Source organism: Pseudomonas persica (genome assembly GCF_900291015.1).
GTDB lineage: Bacteria > Pseudomonadota > Gammaproteobacteria > Pseudomonadales > Pseudomonadaceae > Aquipseudomonas.
Genome location: NZ_OLKL01000020.1, coordinates 1 through 13,268, shown reverse-complemented (window position 1 = coordinate 13,268; position 13,268 = coordinate 1). Strand labels below are relative to the sequence as shown.

12 protein-coding genes are annotated in these 13,268 nt (G+C 64.2%); 1 reads left to right on the top strand and 11 read right to left on the bottom strand.

The features are described 5' to 3' along the window. Positions 1-75: 75 nt before the first annotated feature. The 11 genes from FQ664_RS10345 to FQ664_RS10295 all read right to left on the bottom strand — a co-directional run bounded on the left by FQ664_RS10345 (position 76) and on the right by FQ664_RS10295 (position 12,153). Positions 76-255 carry a hypothetical protein gene (locus tag FQ664_RS10345; protein ID WP_144171832.1) on the bottom strand — a complete coding sequence of 60 codons (180 nt, stop codon included), beginning with the start codon at positions 253-255 and terminating at the stop codon, positions 76-78. 122 nt (positions 256-377) lie between these two features. Beyond that, the gene (locus FQ664_RS10340; protein WP_256675915.1) at positions 378-1,508 is read right to left on the bottom strand and encodes a lactonase family protein; all 1,131 of its coding nucleotides are present in this window, start codon (positions 1,506-1,508) and stop codon (positions 378-380) included. Next, the gene (locus FQ664_RS10335; RefSeq protein WP_144171830.1) at positions 1,474-1,764 is read right to left on the bottom strand and encodes a DUF5629 family protein; all 291 of its coding nucleotides are present in this window, start codon (positions 1,762-1,764) and stop codon (positions 1,474-1,476) included. Before FQ664_RS10335 ends, FQ664_RS10340 begins: the two co-directional genes overlap by 35 nt. Positions 1,765-1,927: 163 nt before the next feature. Beyond that, a complete protein-coding gene (locus FQ664_RS10330) occupies positions 1,928-4,303 on the bottom strand; it encodes an efflux RND transporter permease subunit (RefSeq protein WP_144171994.1) in 2,376 nt (791 codons plus the stop codon). A gap of 20 nt (positions 4,304-4,323) precedes the next feature. Beyond that, positions 4,324-5,343: a WD40/YVTN/BNR-like repeat-containing protein gene (locus FQ664_RS10325; protein ID WP_144171829.1), complete on the bottom strand. Its 1,020-nt coding sequence runs from the start codon at positions 5,341-5,343 to the stop codon at positions 4,324-4,326. Between the two features lie 293 nt (positions 5,344-5,636). Further along, positions 5,637-8,294 (bottom strand): aminopeptidase N, encoded by a 2,658-nt coding sequence (gene pepN / locus FQ664_RS10320; RefSeq protein ID WP_144171828.1) that lies wholly within the window; start codon positions 8,292-8,294, stop codon positions 5,637-5,639. A gap of 12 nt (positions 8,295-8,306) precedes the next feature. Beyond that, on the bottom strand, positions 8,307-9,137 hold the full coding sequence (locus FQ664_RS10315) for a DUF2797 domain-containing protein (protein WP_144171827.1): 831 nt from the start codon (positions 9,135-9,137) through the stop codon (positions 8,307-8,309). Beyond that, the gene (locus tag FQ664_RS10310; protein WP_003247224.1) at positions 9,134-9,394 is read right to left on the bottom strand and encodes a YeaC family protein; all 261 of its coding nucleotides are present in this window, start codon (positions 9,392-9,394) and stop codon (positions 9,134-9,136) included. Before FQ664_RS10310 ends, FQ664_RS10315 begins: the two co-directional genes overlap by 4 nt. A 13-nt stretch (positions 9,395-9,407) precedes the next feature. Continuing rightward, positions 9,408-10,295, bottom strand: coding sequence for a rhomboid family intramembrane serine protease (locus FQ664_RS10305; RefSeq protein WP_144171826.1), 888 nt, complete (start codon positions 10,293-10,295; stop codon positions 9,408-9,410). Further along, on the bottom strand, positions 10,292-11,263 hold the full coding sequence (locus FQ664_RS10300) for a metallophosphoesterase (protein ID WP_144171825.1): 972 nt from the start codon (positions 11,261-11,263) through the stop codon (positions 10,292-10,294). The genes FQ664_RS10305 and FQ664_RS10300 overlap by 4 nt, the downstream gene beginning before the upstream one ends. Beyond that, a complete protein-coding gene (locus FQ664_RS10295) occupies positions 11,263-12,153 on the bottom strand; it encodes an NAD(+) kinase (RefSeq protein ID WP_144171824.1) in 891 nt (296 codons plus the stop codon). Before FQ664_RS10295 ends, FQ664_RS10300 begins: the two co-directional genes overlap by 1 nt. A gap of 88 nt (positions 12,154-12,241) precedes the next feature. Here FQ664_RS10295 and FQ664_RS10290 point away from each other — a divergent pair, with 88 nt between their 5' ends. Further along, on the top strand, positions 12,242-13,174 hold the full coding sequence (locus FQ664_RS10290) for a DUF1853 family protein (protein ID WP_144171823.1): 933 nt from the start codon (positions 12,242-12,244) through the stop codon (positions 13,172-13,174). The last annotated feature ends 94 nt before the right edge of the window (positions 13,175-13,268 follow it).

Genomic DNA, 13,268 nt, shown 5'->3' with positions numbered 1-13,268 from the left:
AGGGGTTGAGCAGGCCTCAGGTCCAGCGCCGCACCTGTGGGAGCTGGCTTGCCGGCGATAGGGCCAGTACAGGATTCAGTGGTTGTGTTTAACACTCAATGCCGCATGGAAGTTGGCACTCTGGCGCAGGTACTGCTCGGTGTAGCTGTGGGTAGCGGACGCCTTGCCGCTGCTGTCGGCATGGGCGTGCGTCGGCAATACGACCGAAGCGGAAATGGCCGATGCAGCAATGACCGGGAAGAGATTGAAGTTCATCTGGGCTGACCTCGACGGCGGTGGTTTGACGTTGGCCCGTTTGGGCCTTGGGTCAAACTTACGCCGCCGAAGCCGCCGGCAAAAATTCATTGCGGCAGTATCGTTTATCACGCCGATCGATATCACTCGATGAACTTCAGGTCCGACGGTGCATTTTGCTTCAGCCTCTGCACCGTCTCCAACAGCTTGCCGCTACGCGGATCGCGGCGTATCACCACGATCTGGTTGCTCTTCTGGTTGGCCAGCAGCAGGAAGTTATCGCTCGGGTCGAGGGCGAACTCGCGGGGATGATCCCCCTCCACCGAACGGCGCTGCAGGAACGTCAGCTGGCCGTCCTGCTTGCCCACGCTGAACGCCACGATCTCGTTGGCCGTGCCGCGGTTGCTCACATACAGGAAGCGCCCGTCTGCCGACAGGTGCAAGCCACCTGCCGCTTTCGCCGCAGCTTCCTGGCGCTCGGTCAGCGGCAGGCGCTGGCGTTCGACCAGGTTGCCCTCCTGCACATCGAACATCACCACTTCGGCGTTCATCTCCAGGGTCAGGTAGGCGTGCCGGCCCTTGGCGTCGAACAGCAGGTGGCGTGGCCCGCTACCCGGCGGCAAATCCACCGACGCGGGGATCGCCGGCGTCAGCGGGTGGTCGGCACTGGCACCGTCGTAGCGGTAGATGAATACCTTGTCAGCCCCCAGGTCGCTGGCATACAGGTGCCGACCGTCCGGTGACAGCACCAGTGAATGCACATGGGCACTGGCCTGGCGCTCGGGGTTGACCCCGCTCGCGTTGTGCCGGGCCTGTTGCACCACCGGCTTGAGCTTGCCGTCCCTGGCCACCGGAACCACCACCAGGCTGCCGCCGGGGTCGGGCTTGACCGCGTAGTTGGCCACGAACAGGTAGCGCTGGTCACGGCTGAGGCTGGCGTGGGTCGGCTCGTCGCCTAAGCTGGCCACCTGGTTGAGAGGCTTGATCTCGCCTTTGGCACTGACGCTGAAACTGCTGACCTGGCCGCCCGGCGCTTCATTGACCGCAAACAGCTGGCGTTGATCGGCCGACAATACCAGCCACGAAGGGCTGACACTCTTCACCACTTGCTGCGGTGCAGGGTCGATATGGCCGGTCTTTTCGTCGAACTGATAGCGATATATGCCCTGGCTGGCGCCATCGGTGTAACTGCCCACCAGCAAGGTGGCGGCGTGGCCGTGGAGAGTCACGCTCATCAGGCTAGCGGTCAGCAGGCTCGTCCAGATCCGGTTCATCTTCTTCTTCATCCGGGGCACGAAAGGCACTCATACAGACTAGTCGATGCTCGCCGTTGGCATCGTCGAGTTGCCACTCATCACTTACGGCGATGGCAGCATTAACTTGCTCGGGGGTGAAGGACCAGCGCCGGAGCTGGCGGCCGTCCATGCATTCGATAGTAAGACCGGATTCGCTGGAGCTGAAGTCGAAGGCGTGCAGGCCGTCGATCAGGAGCATGTCGCAGGACTGCAGGGCGGTGGCGAGGGGGGACATGGGGGTACCAATCTGAAATGAGTTGGCATTATAGCCCCGGGGCTGCTTTGCAGCCCATCGCCGGCAAGCCAGCTCCCACAGAGGCCACACAAATTCTGAGGCTTGCGCTGTACCTGTGGGAGCTGGCTTGCCGGCGATGGGCCGCACAGCGGCCCCCTGCGATTCAATGGGCGAAAATGGAGCCCCCTTCCTTGCCCACCATCTTCTCCGGCTTGATCAGGAACCGCGCCAGCGCCGGCAGCAGCCACAAAGCACCGAACATGTTCCACAGCAGCATGAAGGTCAGCATCAGCCCCATGTCCGCCTGGAACTTGATCGCCGAGAAGATCCAGGTGCACACGCCAATGGCCAGGCACAACCCGGTGAACAGCACCGCCTTGCCGGTCGAGCGCAGGGTCTGGTAATAAGCCTCCTGCAACGGCAACCCGGCGCGCAGGAAGCTTTCCAGCCGGCTGTAGATGTAGATGCCATAGTCCACGCCAATGCCCACACCCAGCGCCACCACCGGCAAGGTCGCCACCTTGACCCCGATGCCCATATAGGCCATCAGCGCGTTGCCCAGCACCGAGGTCAGCACCAGCGGCAGGACAATGCACAGGGTGGCAGCGAACGAGCGGAAGGTAATCAGGCACATCACCGCCACGCAGATGTACACCAGGATCAGGATGGTCAGCTCGGCCGACTTGATCACCTCGTTGGTCGCCGCCTCAATCCCGGCGTTGCCCGCCGCCAGCAGGAACTGCAGGCCTTCCTTGTTGTGGCTGTCGGCAAACGCCTTGGCCGCGGCAGTGACCCGTTCCAGGGTTTCGGCCTTGTGGTCGTTGAGGAACACCAGCACCGGCGCCAGCGAGCAGTCGCCGTTGTACAGGCCGTCGGCGCGGGCGATGGAGTTGTTGAGGATGTCCGGGTTGCGCGACAGGGTTTCCCATTTCAGGCTGCCCTCGTTCATGCCCTTGATCACCTGCTTGGACACGGTCACAAGGGAAATCGCCGACTGCACGCCCGGGGTGTTCTGCATGGTCCACATCAGCTCGTCGATCGGCGCCATGGTCGAGTGGATCGAGCAGCTTTCCGGTGGAGTCTTGACCATGATCACCAGCACGTCGGAACTGGTCGAATAGTTGCTGATGATGAAGTTGTTGTCCTGGTTGTAGCGCGAGTCGGGGCGCAGCTCCGGCGCGCCCTGGTCGAGGTCGCCGATCTTCAGGTTCTGGCTGTACCACAGGCCACCGGTGAAGGCGACCAGCGCCAGAGCCACCGACACCGGGGCCACCTTGGCACTGGCGAAGTTCGACAGCAGGCGCCAGAACGGGTGCTCGCGGGTGGCGTCCTGCTTGCTGCGCTCGACGGCCTTCTTGCTGATGCCGACGTAGGAGATGGCTACCGGCAGCAGGATAAGGTTGGTGAACACGATCACCGCCACCCCGATGGAGGCGCCGATGGCCAGTTCACGGATCACCCCGATGTCGATGATCAGCAGGGTGATGAAGCCCACGGCATCGGCGAGGATGGCGATCATCCCCGGCAGGAACAACTGGCGGAACGTGCGCCGTGCCGCGATAAGCGCGTTGTCGGCATCACTCGACTGCAAGGCGATGCCGTTGATCTTCTGCACCCCGTGGGAAATGCCGATGGCGAAGATCAGGAACGGCACCAGCATCGAGTACGGGTCCAGACCAAAGCCCACCGCATGCATCAGGCCCAGCTGCCAGACCACCGCCACCAGGGTGGTGATGAGCACGGCAATAGTGCTGCGGATGCACCAGGTGAACCAGTACAACAGCACCCAGGTGATCGCCAGGGCGACACCGAAGAACATCACCACCATCACCAGGCCATCGATCAGGTCGCCGACCTTCTTGGCGAAGCCAACGATGTGAACCTTCACGTTGGGGTTCTGCGCCTGGAATTTGTCACGGATCTTTTCTTCCAGCTGGTGCGAGAACTGCTGGTAGTCCAGCTTCACCTGCCGGCCCGGGTCCTGCGGGTCGGGGTAGCTCTCCAACAGCGGCACGTCGACGATGCTGGACTTGAAGTTGTTGCCTACCAGGCGCCCCACCTGGCCTGACTTGAGCACGTTGTCGCGCAGGGTGTCGAGGCTGTCCTGCGAGCCGTTGTAGCTGTTGGGGATCACCTCGCCACCAGAGAAACCTTCTTCGGTGACCTCGCTCCAGCGCACGCTGGGGCTCCACAACGACTTCAGCCCGGCACGGTCGACGCCGGGGATGTAGAACACTTCGTCATGGATCTGGCGCAGGGTCTCCATGTAGTCCTTGTCGAAGATGTCGCCATTGACCGCCTCCACCGAGATGCGCACGGTGTTGCCGAGGTTGGCCAGGTCGCTGCGGTGCGCCATCATCTGCTCGATGAACGGGTGCTGCAGCGGGATCATTTTCTCGAAGCTGGTGGACGGGCGGATCTGCGTGGCCTGCCAGAACAGGAAGATGCTGACCAGTACGCACAGGGCGATGACCACGGGGCGGTTGTTGAAGATCAGGCGCTCAAGCAGCGTGGCCTTGTCCTGGTGATGCGGATGCATGGTGATGCTCTCCCTGCTGGTCATGGACGCACCTCCTGGTCAGCACCCTGCGGGTCAGCCAGGTGCACGCCACCCTGCCCTACCAGCAGCAGGCCGCCATTGGCCAGGCCGCTGACGCCGGCCAGGGCAATGCGGTCGGCGCGGTTGTAGACACTGAAGGTCTGGCCATCATCGGTACTGCGCAGCACGCTGCCGCCATTGCCGACCAGCACCAGGCTGCCATCTTCGACAAGCGTAGCGCCTGCCAGGCCAAATTCGAGGGTGCCGCGTGCGGCCTTGAGTTCGATCGGCTGCCAGCTGTCACCGAAGTCGGTGGAACGGAACAGGTTGCCGCGCAGGCCGTAGGCCAGCAGGGTGTGCGGCCGGGCAGTGCCGATTACGCCGAACAGCGAGCCCTGGTAGGGCCCCTCGACCTTGGCCCAGGTCTGGCCGTTGTCGGCGGAGCGGAACATGCCGCCCTGCTCGCCGACGATGAACAGGCCGGCGTCACGCACCTGGGCGATACCGTTCAGGTGCAACTGGTCGGGGTTGTCCAGGCGCTCGGCCACGTCCTGCCAGTGCTGGCCGCCGTCAGTGGTTTCCAGCAAGGCGCCGTAGGCACCTACGGCAAAGCCGTGCTGGCCATCGAGGAAGGCGACATCGAGCAAGGGGGCTTCACGGGACAGGTCTTCGAACTGCTTGCTCCAGGTGGCACCACCATCGCTGCTGGCAAGAACCTGCGCATCATGGCCGACGGCCCAGCCGCGCTTGTCGTCGAGGAAGAACACCGCGGTGAGCAGTTGCCGGGTGGGCACCCGGGCCTGGGTCCAGGTGCTGCCTTGGTCGTCGGAGAACAGGATATGACCGCGATCGCCCGCCACCACCAGGCGCTTGCCGGCATGAGTGGCGTCGATCAGCAGGCTTTGGCTGGCCTTGGCCGATTCGGTGGAATATTCGTCGGCGGCAGCGGCTTGCACGCTGTCAGCCCACATGCCAAGTGTCAGCGCCAGTACCGCTGCGGCTGCCAATGGCCAGGCGAGGCGCCTGCTCTGTTCCCTCATGACTGTCCCCTTTGGTGTTCTTATTTGACGGGTCAATGCACTGCAGGTACCGCGAAAAGCCTGAGCTAGAAGCCTGCAATAGCTTGAGGGGATCGTAGCGGGGATGTTTGCGGGAATACAACGGGCGGGGTGTTATGTTTTGTTGTCGGCCTTATGAAGCTGGGGCCGCTGTGCGACCCATCGCCGGCAAGCCAGCTCCCACAGGTACTGTACAGGCCTTGACGGCAGTGGAATACCTGTGGGAGCTGGCTTGCCGGCGATGGGCTGCACAGCAGCCCCAGTTTCTAACGGGCTCAAGCCAGGCTCTTGCTCACAACCTCATACACATCACTGGACAACTCGCCGGACGCCAGAATCCGCTCCAGCTCGCCCTTCATCAGCGCCTGACGCGCAGCGTCATACTTGCGCCAGCGGGTCAGCGGTGCCAGTTGACGCGAAGCAATCTGCGGGTTCAGCGCATTCAGCTCGATCACCAGGTCCGCCAGGAAGCGATAGCCCGAGCCATCCGCCGCATGGAAGTTGACCAGGTTCTGCCCGGCAAAGGCGCCAATCAGCGCACGGACCTTGTTCGGGTTCTTCAGGGTGAACGCCGGGTGCTGCATCAGCGCCTTGACCCGCGCCAGCCCGCCTGGCAGCGCGCTGGCCGCCTGCACGCTGAACCACTGGTCCATGACCAGCGGGTTGTCCTTGAAGTGCTCGGCAAAGGCTTCCAGCGCCTTGGCCCGCTCGGCCTCGAACGGCGAGTTGACCAGCACCGCCAGCGCAGTCAGGCGCTCGGTCATGTTATCGCAGTGCTCGAACTGCTCCAGGGTCGCCTGCAGCACCTGCGGCCTGCCGCTCAGCATCAGGTACGACAGGGCGATGTTCTGCAGGCTGCGGCGGGCGAAGTGCTCCGCCGAGGCCACGTAGGCGGTGCTGCGCGACACTTCGCGGTTGGCCTGGTAGCGCGCCCACAGGGCGTCGAACAGCTGCTCGGCGATCTGCTGGCGGGCGAACTCGCGGGCGGCGTGGATGGCGTCCACGTCGGCCACCTGGCTGATCTCGGTGAGGTAGGCCTCACCCGGCAGCGAGAGCATTTCGGCAACCATGGCCGGGTCCAGCGACTCGTTGCCGAGCACAGTGCCCAGGGCGGCGATCAAGCGCTGGTCGAGTTTCAGCTCTTCGCCACGCTGATGCTGGCCGATCAGCTCCTGCAGTACCTGCACCGACAGCTGTTGCCCCGCTTCCCAGCGGTTGAAGCCGTCGCTGTCGTGCTGCATCAGGAACATCAGCTGGTCGCGGTCGTAGGGGAAGCTCAGCTTGACCGGTGCGCTGAAGCCACGCAGCAGCGACGGTAGCGGCTTGGCCTGGATGCCCTGGAAGATGAAGGTTTGCTCGGCCTCGGTCACCGACAGCACGCGGCTAGTGCCCTGCGCCGTAGCTTCACCGGCCAGTTGCAGCGCCAGGTCGTTGCCTGCGGCGTCCAGCAGGCCCAGCTCCACCGGGATCACGAACGGCAGCTTCTCGGCCTTGTCCGGGGTCTGCGGGCAGCTCTGGCGGAAGGTCAGGCTGTAAGTCTGTGCGGCCGCGTCATAGACCTCGCTGACTTCCAGGCGCGGGGTGCCGGCCTGGTTGTACCAGCGCTTGAACTGGGTGAAGTCGACGCCGTTGGCATCTTCCATGGCCTTGATGAAATCGTCGGTGGTCACCGCCTGGCCATCGTGGCGTTCGAAGTACAGGTCACTGCCCTTGCGGAAGCCCTCGGCACCCAGCAAGGTACGAACCATACGCACCACCTCGGCGCCCTTCTCGTACACGGTCAGGGTGTAGAAGTTGGAGATCTCGATAAAGCTGTCCGGGCGTACCGGGTGGGCCATGGGGCCAGCGTCTTCGGCAAACTGGTGAGTACGCAGGTAAGCCACATCCTCGATGCGCTTGACCGTGCGCGAGTTCATGTCGGCACTGAACTCGGCGTCGCGGAACACCGTGAAGCCTTCTTTCAGCGACAGCTGGAACCAGTCACGGCAGGTCACACGGTTGCCCGACCAGTTGTGGAAGTACTCATGGGCGACCACGCCTTCGACGCGCTGGTGGGCGGCATCGGTGGCCGTTTCGGCACGGGCCAGCACACAGCTGGAGTTGAAGATGTTCAGGCCCTTGTTTTCCATGGCGCCCATGTTGAAGTCGTTGACCGCGACGATCATGAAGATGTCCAGGTCGTACTCACGACCATAGACTTCTTCGTCCCAGCGCATGGACTTCTTCAGGCTGACCATGGCGTGGTCGCACTTGTCGATGTTCTCGGGCTCGACGTAGATACGCAGGGTCACGTCACGGCCGGACTGGCGGGTGAAACTGTCTTCGACGCACCACAGGTCACCGGCCACCAGGGCGAACAGGTAGGCCGGCTTCATGAACGGGTCTTCCCAGGTCGCCCAGTGGCGGCCATCTTCGGCCGGCCCGCTGCCGATCGGGTTGCCATTCGACAGCAATACCGGGTAGCGATGCTGCTCGGCGATGACCGTGGTGGTGAAGGTGCTCATCACGTCCGGGCGATCGAGGTAGTAGGTGATCTTGCGGAAACCTTCGGCCTCGCACTGGGTGCAGAACATCTTGCCCGACTTGTACAGGCCTTCCAGTGCAGTGTTGCTCTCGGGGTGGATCTTCACGCTGGTGTCGAGGGTGAAGCGTTCGGCCTTGGGCTGCACGGTCAGGCTGTCGGCGTCGAGCTGGTAGTCACCCGGCTGCAGTTCCTGGTCATCCAGCGAGGCGCGCAGCAGTTCCAGCTGCTGGCCATCGAGTTCCAGTGGCGGCAGGCCGGCCCCGCGTGCCGGGTTGCGGCGCATGACCAGTTGCGCGTGAACCAGGGTGTGGTCCTCGAACAGCTCGAAGGTCAGGTGCGTCTCGTCGATCAGGTACTCGGGCGCCTGGTAATCCTTGAGGTAGATCACTTGCGGTTGTTCGGTACGCATGTAGAGGTCCTTTTACTGGAGCACGGCCAGCTGGTAGGCCGTGTACTTGCGAATATTGATCACACCGGTGTCGAAGATCAGGTACTGGCCCTTGATGCCCAGCAGCGTGCCTTCCACTACCGGGTCCTTGTCGAGGTTGAAGCTGACGATCTTTTTCGGGTAGGCCTCGACCGGATATTTCATCTGTACCACTTCGGCGTCGCGCAGCGGCTGGATCGCCTGCAGACCAAAGCGGCCCTGCAGTTCGCGCAGGCCATCAGTGCAGGCGTCGAAGACCTGTTCACGAATGGCAACCAGGTCGAGTTCCTCGGCGTCGCCCTTGAGCAGGGTGCGCCAGTTGGTGCGGTCCGGCACCTGGCTGCGCAGCAAGTCCTCGACCAGGCCGGATTGCTGGCGAGTTGCCACGCGCATGATCGGCAGGGCCTGGCTGGCGCCCTGGTCGAGCCAGCGGGTGGGCAGCTGGGTGGCGCGAGTGATACCGACCTTGATCCCCGAGGAATTGGCCAGGTAGACCACGTGGTCGGTCATGCAGAACTGTTCGCCCCAGGACGGCTCGCGGCAGGTGCCGGCGTCGTAGTGGCACTTTTCCGGGGCCATGATGCACACGTCGCACTGGGCCAGCCGGGTCATGCACGGGTAGCAGTAACCCTGGCTGAAGCTGGTCTTGGTGCGCTTGCCACAATGGCTGCAGTGGATGGCGCCAAGGTATTCCAGGCGCAGGCGCTGGCCGATCAGCGGGTTGACCGGCACCTGCGTGTCATCCAGGCGGAAGCTGTACTGCACCACCGGTGCCTGCAGGCTGACCGCCATCTTGCTCAACGAGCCACGAGCGAGTTCGATCAATGTACCGAGTCCGATTTGAACAGAATGTTGGCGATCGGCGCGGACTTCGATGCGCATTCCTGCGGGCCCATGTAGCCGGTACGCTGGTCTTCGGGCAGGTTTTTCATTTCCCAGGCGATGACCGCCTGCAGCGACAGCTCTTTCTGCTCGGCGGTGAGCTTGCGGCCATCCGACCATTTGCCGATTTCCACGGCCAGCTTCAGGCTCTGGTAGATTTCCGGGGTGATGTTTTCGATCATTTGCGCGAAAGTGGACATAGTGTCTCCTGATTCAAGCCGACAGTTTACGCCGGGCCAGCGCCCCACCCAAGAGCCCGGTCAGGCATCCGATGAGCAGCCCGCCGACGTGGGCGGCGTTGGCGATCTGGCCAAGGCCCAGGGTGTCGATCACACCGGTCAGGCACACCACCAGCCAGATCAGCATCATCACCAGCACGCCCTTGGGCAGGTTGAAGTAACGATCGGGCGCCAGCCACTGGTACAGCCAGATATGCCCGAGCAGGCCGTACAGCACGCCGGACAGGCCACCGAACAGGCTCGGCCCGCTGGTGTAGTGCTGGGCCAGGTTGGACACCAGGCTGAACAGCAGGGTCAGGCCCAGCAGCGCCCACGGGCCCTGGCGCAGTTCGATGCGTTTGCCCAGTTCCCAGTACCACAGGCTGTTCATGGCCAGATGCAGCACGCCGAAGTGCAGCAGCATGGGCGATACCAGGCGCCACCACTGGCCTTCGTCCAGGCTTTGCGCCAGCGGGCTGAAGTACAGGTAGGCGCCCTGGACCCGGAAGTCGAGGAAGGTGAACCAGCTGATGGTGGTGAAGTTGTCGCCCAGGCCGGTGAGGCCGGCGACGATGAAGCACAGCAGCAGGGTGATAGTGGTGACTTTGCAGGCTTTGGCCTGCTCTGCCAGGGAGGGTTGTGTGGGGCTATTCGCGGGTAAACCCGCTCCCACAGGGTCCTGTGCAAGTTCGAGATCGGCGTTGCCGTCGGGGTAGCGGTGGTAAAGTTCGCGGACGTCTGCGGCCAGGGTATCGGGGGCCCAGAGGACTTGTACCTCGCCTTCCTCGCTGACCCGGTGCGGCACCTGCAGGCGCTGCAGCAACTGGACGAAGCCGCTGAGGTCGACCGACAGCGGCAGGCGCATCACTTCGATAACGTTCATTGGTTGGCCTGTGGGCGGTCAACGTCGACCCAGACGAACTTGTGCGGGTCGATGCGGGTTTCATCATCCAGCCGGTAGGCAGCCAGCTTGCCGTAGAGCACGGCGCTGTAGTCCAGGCAGGCCAGGTTGGCGCGGATCGGCGCCGGGCGGCCGCTGCGCCAGTAATGGCCGACGAACAGCATGGGCTCGTCTTCGGCATAGCGCAGCAAGGCGTTCTTCTGGCTGTGACTGAGCGGGGTGCTGGCCACTTCCGCAGGCAGGGCGTCGGGCTGGAACACGATGTCGCCGTAGGTTTGCGGGTCTTCTTCCCAGAACTTGGTGCGGAAGAAGGCGCGGGTCAGGCCGTCACCGCCGGTCAGGGTCAGGCCGTCCGGCAGGCGCATGTCGGTGCCGCGCAGCAGGCGGTTGCACACGGTGGCGGCAAAGCTGCTGTTCACCGCCGAGGCCTGGATGAAGTGCTCGTCGATGCGCCCGTCGGGGTACTGCTGGCGCAGCGGCTCGATCAGCCGCGGGTCCCAGCAGGCATGCACCAGGCGGAAGCGCCCGGCGTCGACGAACAGTGGCAATTCGTAGAACCAGTTGACGAAGTCGTGCCAGTCAGCGGGGTGGTTGGCGAACTGGGTCAGGGTCTCGTCGATCAGCCGGGCGTGGCGCGGCGTATGTTCGCGCACAAAAGCCTTGCCGCTGCCGGGCAGCGCCGGGGTGACCCAGCCCAGGGCGTTGTACTCGTGGTTGCCCATGATGCAGAACGCCTGGCCGGCCTCGACCATGTCGTGGACGATGTGCAGCGCCTCGCGAATGCGTGGCCCGCGGTCGACGATGTCGCCAAGGAACAGCGCCTGGCGCCGCGGGTGCCGCCACACGCCGGCCACACGCTTGTAACCGAGGGCGTCGAGCAGGCGTTCAAGGGTCAGCGCACAACCGTGCACGTCACCGATGATGTCGAAACTTCGCGCCGGATCGAGCATCAGTCGTCCCTGCTTCCCAGCCGGCTGCCCCAGCCGAGCTTGGTGCGGCAGACCTCGTAGTAATTGTGATCCAGCGGGTGGATCAGGCGCAGCTTCTGCGGTTTCTTGCTCACCGTGATGGTGTCGCCGGGGGCGCAGGTGAAGTGGTTCTGGCCGTCACAGGATACTTGCGGGTAGATCTGCAGGTCCTTGGACACCACGATCTTCAGCTCGCTGTTGCCGTCGACCACGATCGGCCGACCCGACAGGGTGTGCGGGTACATCGGCACGATGACGATGGCGTCAAGCTTGGGATGCATGATCGGGCCGCCGGCCGACAGCGCGTAGGCGGTGGAGCCGGTGGGGGTGGCGACGATCAGGCCGTCGGCCTTCTGGCTGCAGACGAACTGGCCATCGATGTAGATCTCGAACTCGATCATGCGTGTGGACTTGCCCGGGTGCAGTACCACGTCGTTCAGCGCATCACCCTGGCCAATGGCTTCGTTATGGCGGCGGACCTCAGCCTGCAGCAGGAAGCGGTTTTCCACCAGGTAGTGGCCGTCGAGCACTTCGGCGACCTTCTCTTCCAGTTCGTCGGGGCGGATGTCGGTGAGGAAGCCCAGGTTGCCACGGTTGATGCCCAGCACCGGAATGTTGTGCCGGGCCAGGGCGCGGGCGGCGCCCAGCAGGCTGCCGTCGCCGCCGACCACGATGACCAGGTCACAGACCTCGCCCAGCAGCTTGCGGGTGGAGGTTTGCAGGCCATGGCCGGGCAGCACCTCGGCAATGGCGTCCTCGAGGATCACGTGCAGGTGCCGCTCGAGGAGGAATTTTTTCAGTCGGCGAATGGTGTCGAGCACCTGCGAGCTGCCAAGGCGGCCGATGATACCGATATTGCGAAATTGCTCCATGGGGCTCCTGCGAGGCTCTGCGGCGGGTGACGATGCGCCGATTATGGGCGAAACCACCGGGTAGCGGCAAACCGGCTATGCTCGCAGGATGATGCCATTCGCCCTGCTCCACCACCTGCCCCGGCAGCTACGCCGCCCCAGCGTGCGCGACCTGGCCTGGGCCCTGCTGTCGCCGCCGTTGCTCAACGCCCCGCCCTGCCCCCAGCGCCACCCGCTGGCGGGCAGCCTGTGGGCGGACCAGCCGCAGCACCTTGCAAACTGGCTGCGGGCGCTGGATGACGATGACCGCCCGTTGCGCGACTGGCTGGCGCAACTGGGCAGCCGGCGCCTGGGGCATTACTACGAACGCCTGTGGCAATTCGCCCTGGGCCTGGCGCCAGGCATCGAACTGCTGGCGGCCAACCTGGCGATTCGCGACGGCGGGCGCACCCTGGGCGAGCTCGACGTGGTACTGCGCGACCGCGACGGCGTGCACCACCTGGAACTGGCCATCAAGCTGTACCTGGGCCCGGAACACGCCGGGCAGGACCCCGCCGCCTGGCTGGGACCGGGCTGCCATGACCGACTGGGAAGCAAACTGGCGCACCTGGCGCGGCACCAGTTGCCCATGTCGGCGGGGGCGCACAGCCGCGAGGTGCTGGCGCAGCTGGGGGTAGCGCAGGTACAGGCGCATGTGTGGCTGGGCGGCTATCTGTTCTACCCGTGGCCTGGGCATGCGCAGCCACCGCAGGGCGCCAACCCGCAGCATTTGCGCGGGCGCTGGGTGCGGCGGCGGGACTGGGCGCTGGCTGAAGGCGAGCGGTGGCAGCCGCTGCAACGGCACGCCTGGCTGGCGCCGGCGCGGGTCGAAGCGCATGAGTGCTGGGCGGTGGAGCAGTTTGCGGCGTGGCTGCACGTGCTGGAGCGGCAGGCACCGGCGCAGTTGCTGGTGCGGTTGGAGCCGGATGTTGATGGGGCCTGGCAGGAGGCCGAGCGGGTGTTTCTGGTGGCTGATGATTGGCCGCATTTGCCCGATGTTTGATGTGGTCTGTGCCGGCCCTTTCGCGGGTAAACCCGCTTGTATGGTTAGACTTGAAGGGGTGGTGGGACTAAATGCCCGATTCTGACTGTTCAGA

What these genes read in the sequence shown, in the direction of transcription:
- FQ664_RS10345 (WP_144171832.1), bottom strand. Translation starts at nt 255, where the DNA reads ATGAACTTCAATCTCTTCCCGGTCATTGCTGCATCGGCCATTTCCGCT.
- pepN (WP_144171828.1), bottom strand. Translation starts at nt 8,294, where the DNA reads ATGCGTACCGAACAACCGCAAGTGATCTACCTCAAGGATTACCAGGCG.
- FQ664_RS10335 (WP_144171830.1), bottom strand. Translation starts at nt 1,764, where the DNA reads ATGTCCCCCCTCGCCACCGCCCTGCAGTCCTGCGACATGCTCCTGATC.
- FQ664_RS10300 (WP_144171825.1), bottom strand. Translation starts at nt 11,263, where the DNA reads ATGCTCGATCCGGCGCGAAGTTTCGACATCATCGGTGACGTGCACGGT.
- FQ664_RS10310 (WP_003247224.1), bottom strand. Translation starts at nt 9,394, where the DNA reads ATGTCCACTTTCGCGCAAATGATCGAAAACATCACCCCGGAAATCTAC.
- FQ664_RS10325 (WP_144171829.1), bottom strand. Translation starts at nt 5,343, where the DNA reads ATGAGGGAACAGAGCAGGCGCCTCGCCTGGCCATTGGCAGCCGCAGCG.
- FQ664_RS10295 (WP_144171824.1), bottom strand. Translation starts at nt 12,153, where the DNA reads ATGGAGCAATTTCGCAATATCGGTATCATCGGCCGCCTTGGCAGCTCG.
- FQ664_RS10340 (WP_256675915.1), bottom strand. Translation starts at nt 1,508, where the DNA reads ATGAACCGGATCTGGACGAGCCTGCTGACCGCTAGCCTGATGAGCGTG.
- FQ664_RS10305 (WP_144171826.1), bottom strand. Translation starts at nt 10,295, where the DNA reads ATGAACGTTATCGAAGTGATGCGCCTGCCGCTGTCGGTCGACCTCAGC.
- FQ664_RS10290 (WP_144171823.1), top strand. Translation starts at nt 12,242, where the DNA reads ATGATGCCATTCGCCCTGCTCCACCACCTGCCCCGGCAGCTACGCCGC.
- FQ664_RS10330 (WP_144171994.1), bottom strand. Translation starts at nt 4,303, where the DNA reads ATGCATCCGCATCACCAGGACAAGGCCACGCTGCTTGAGCGCCTGATC.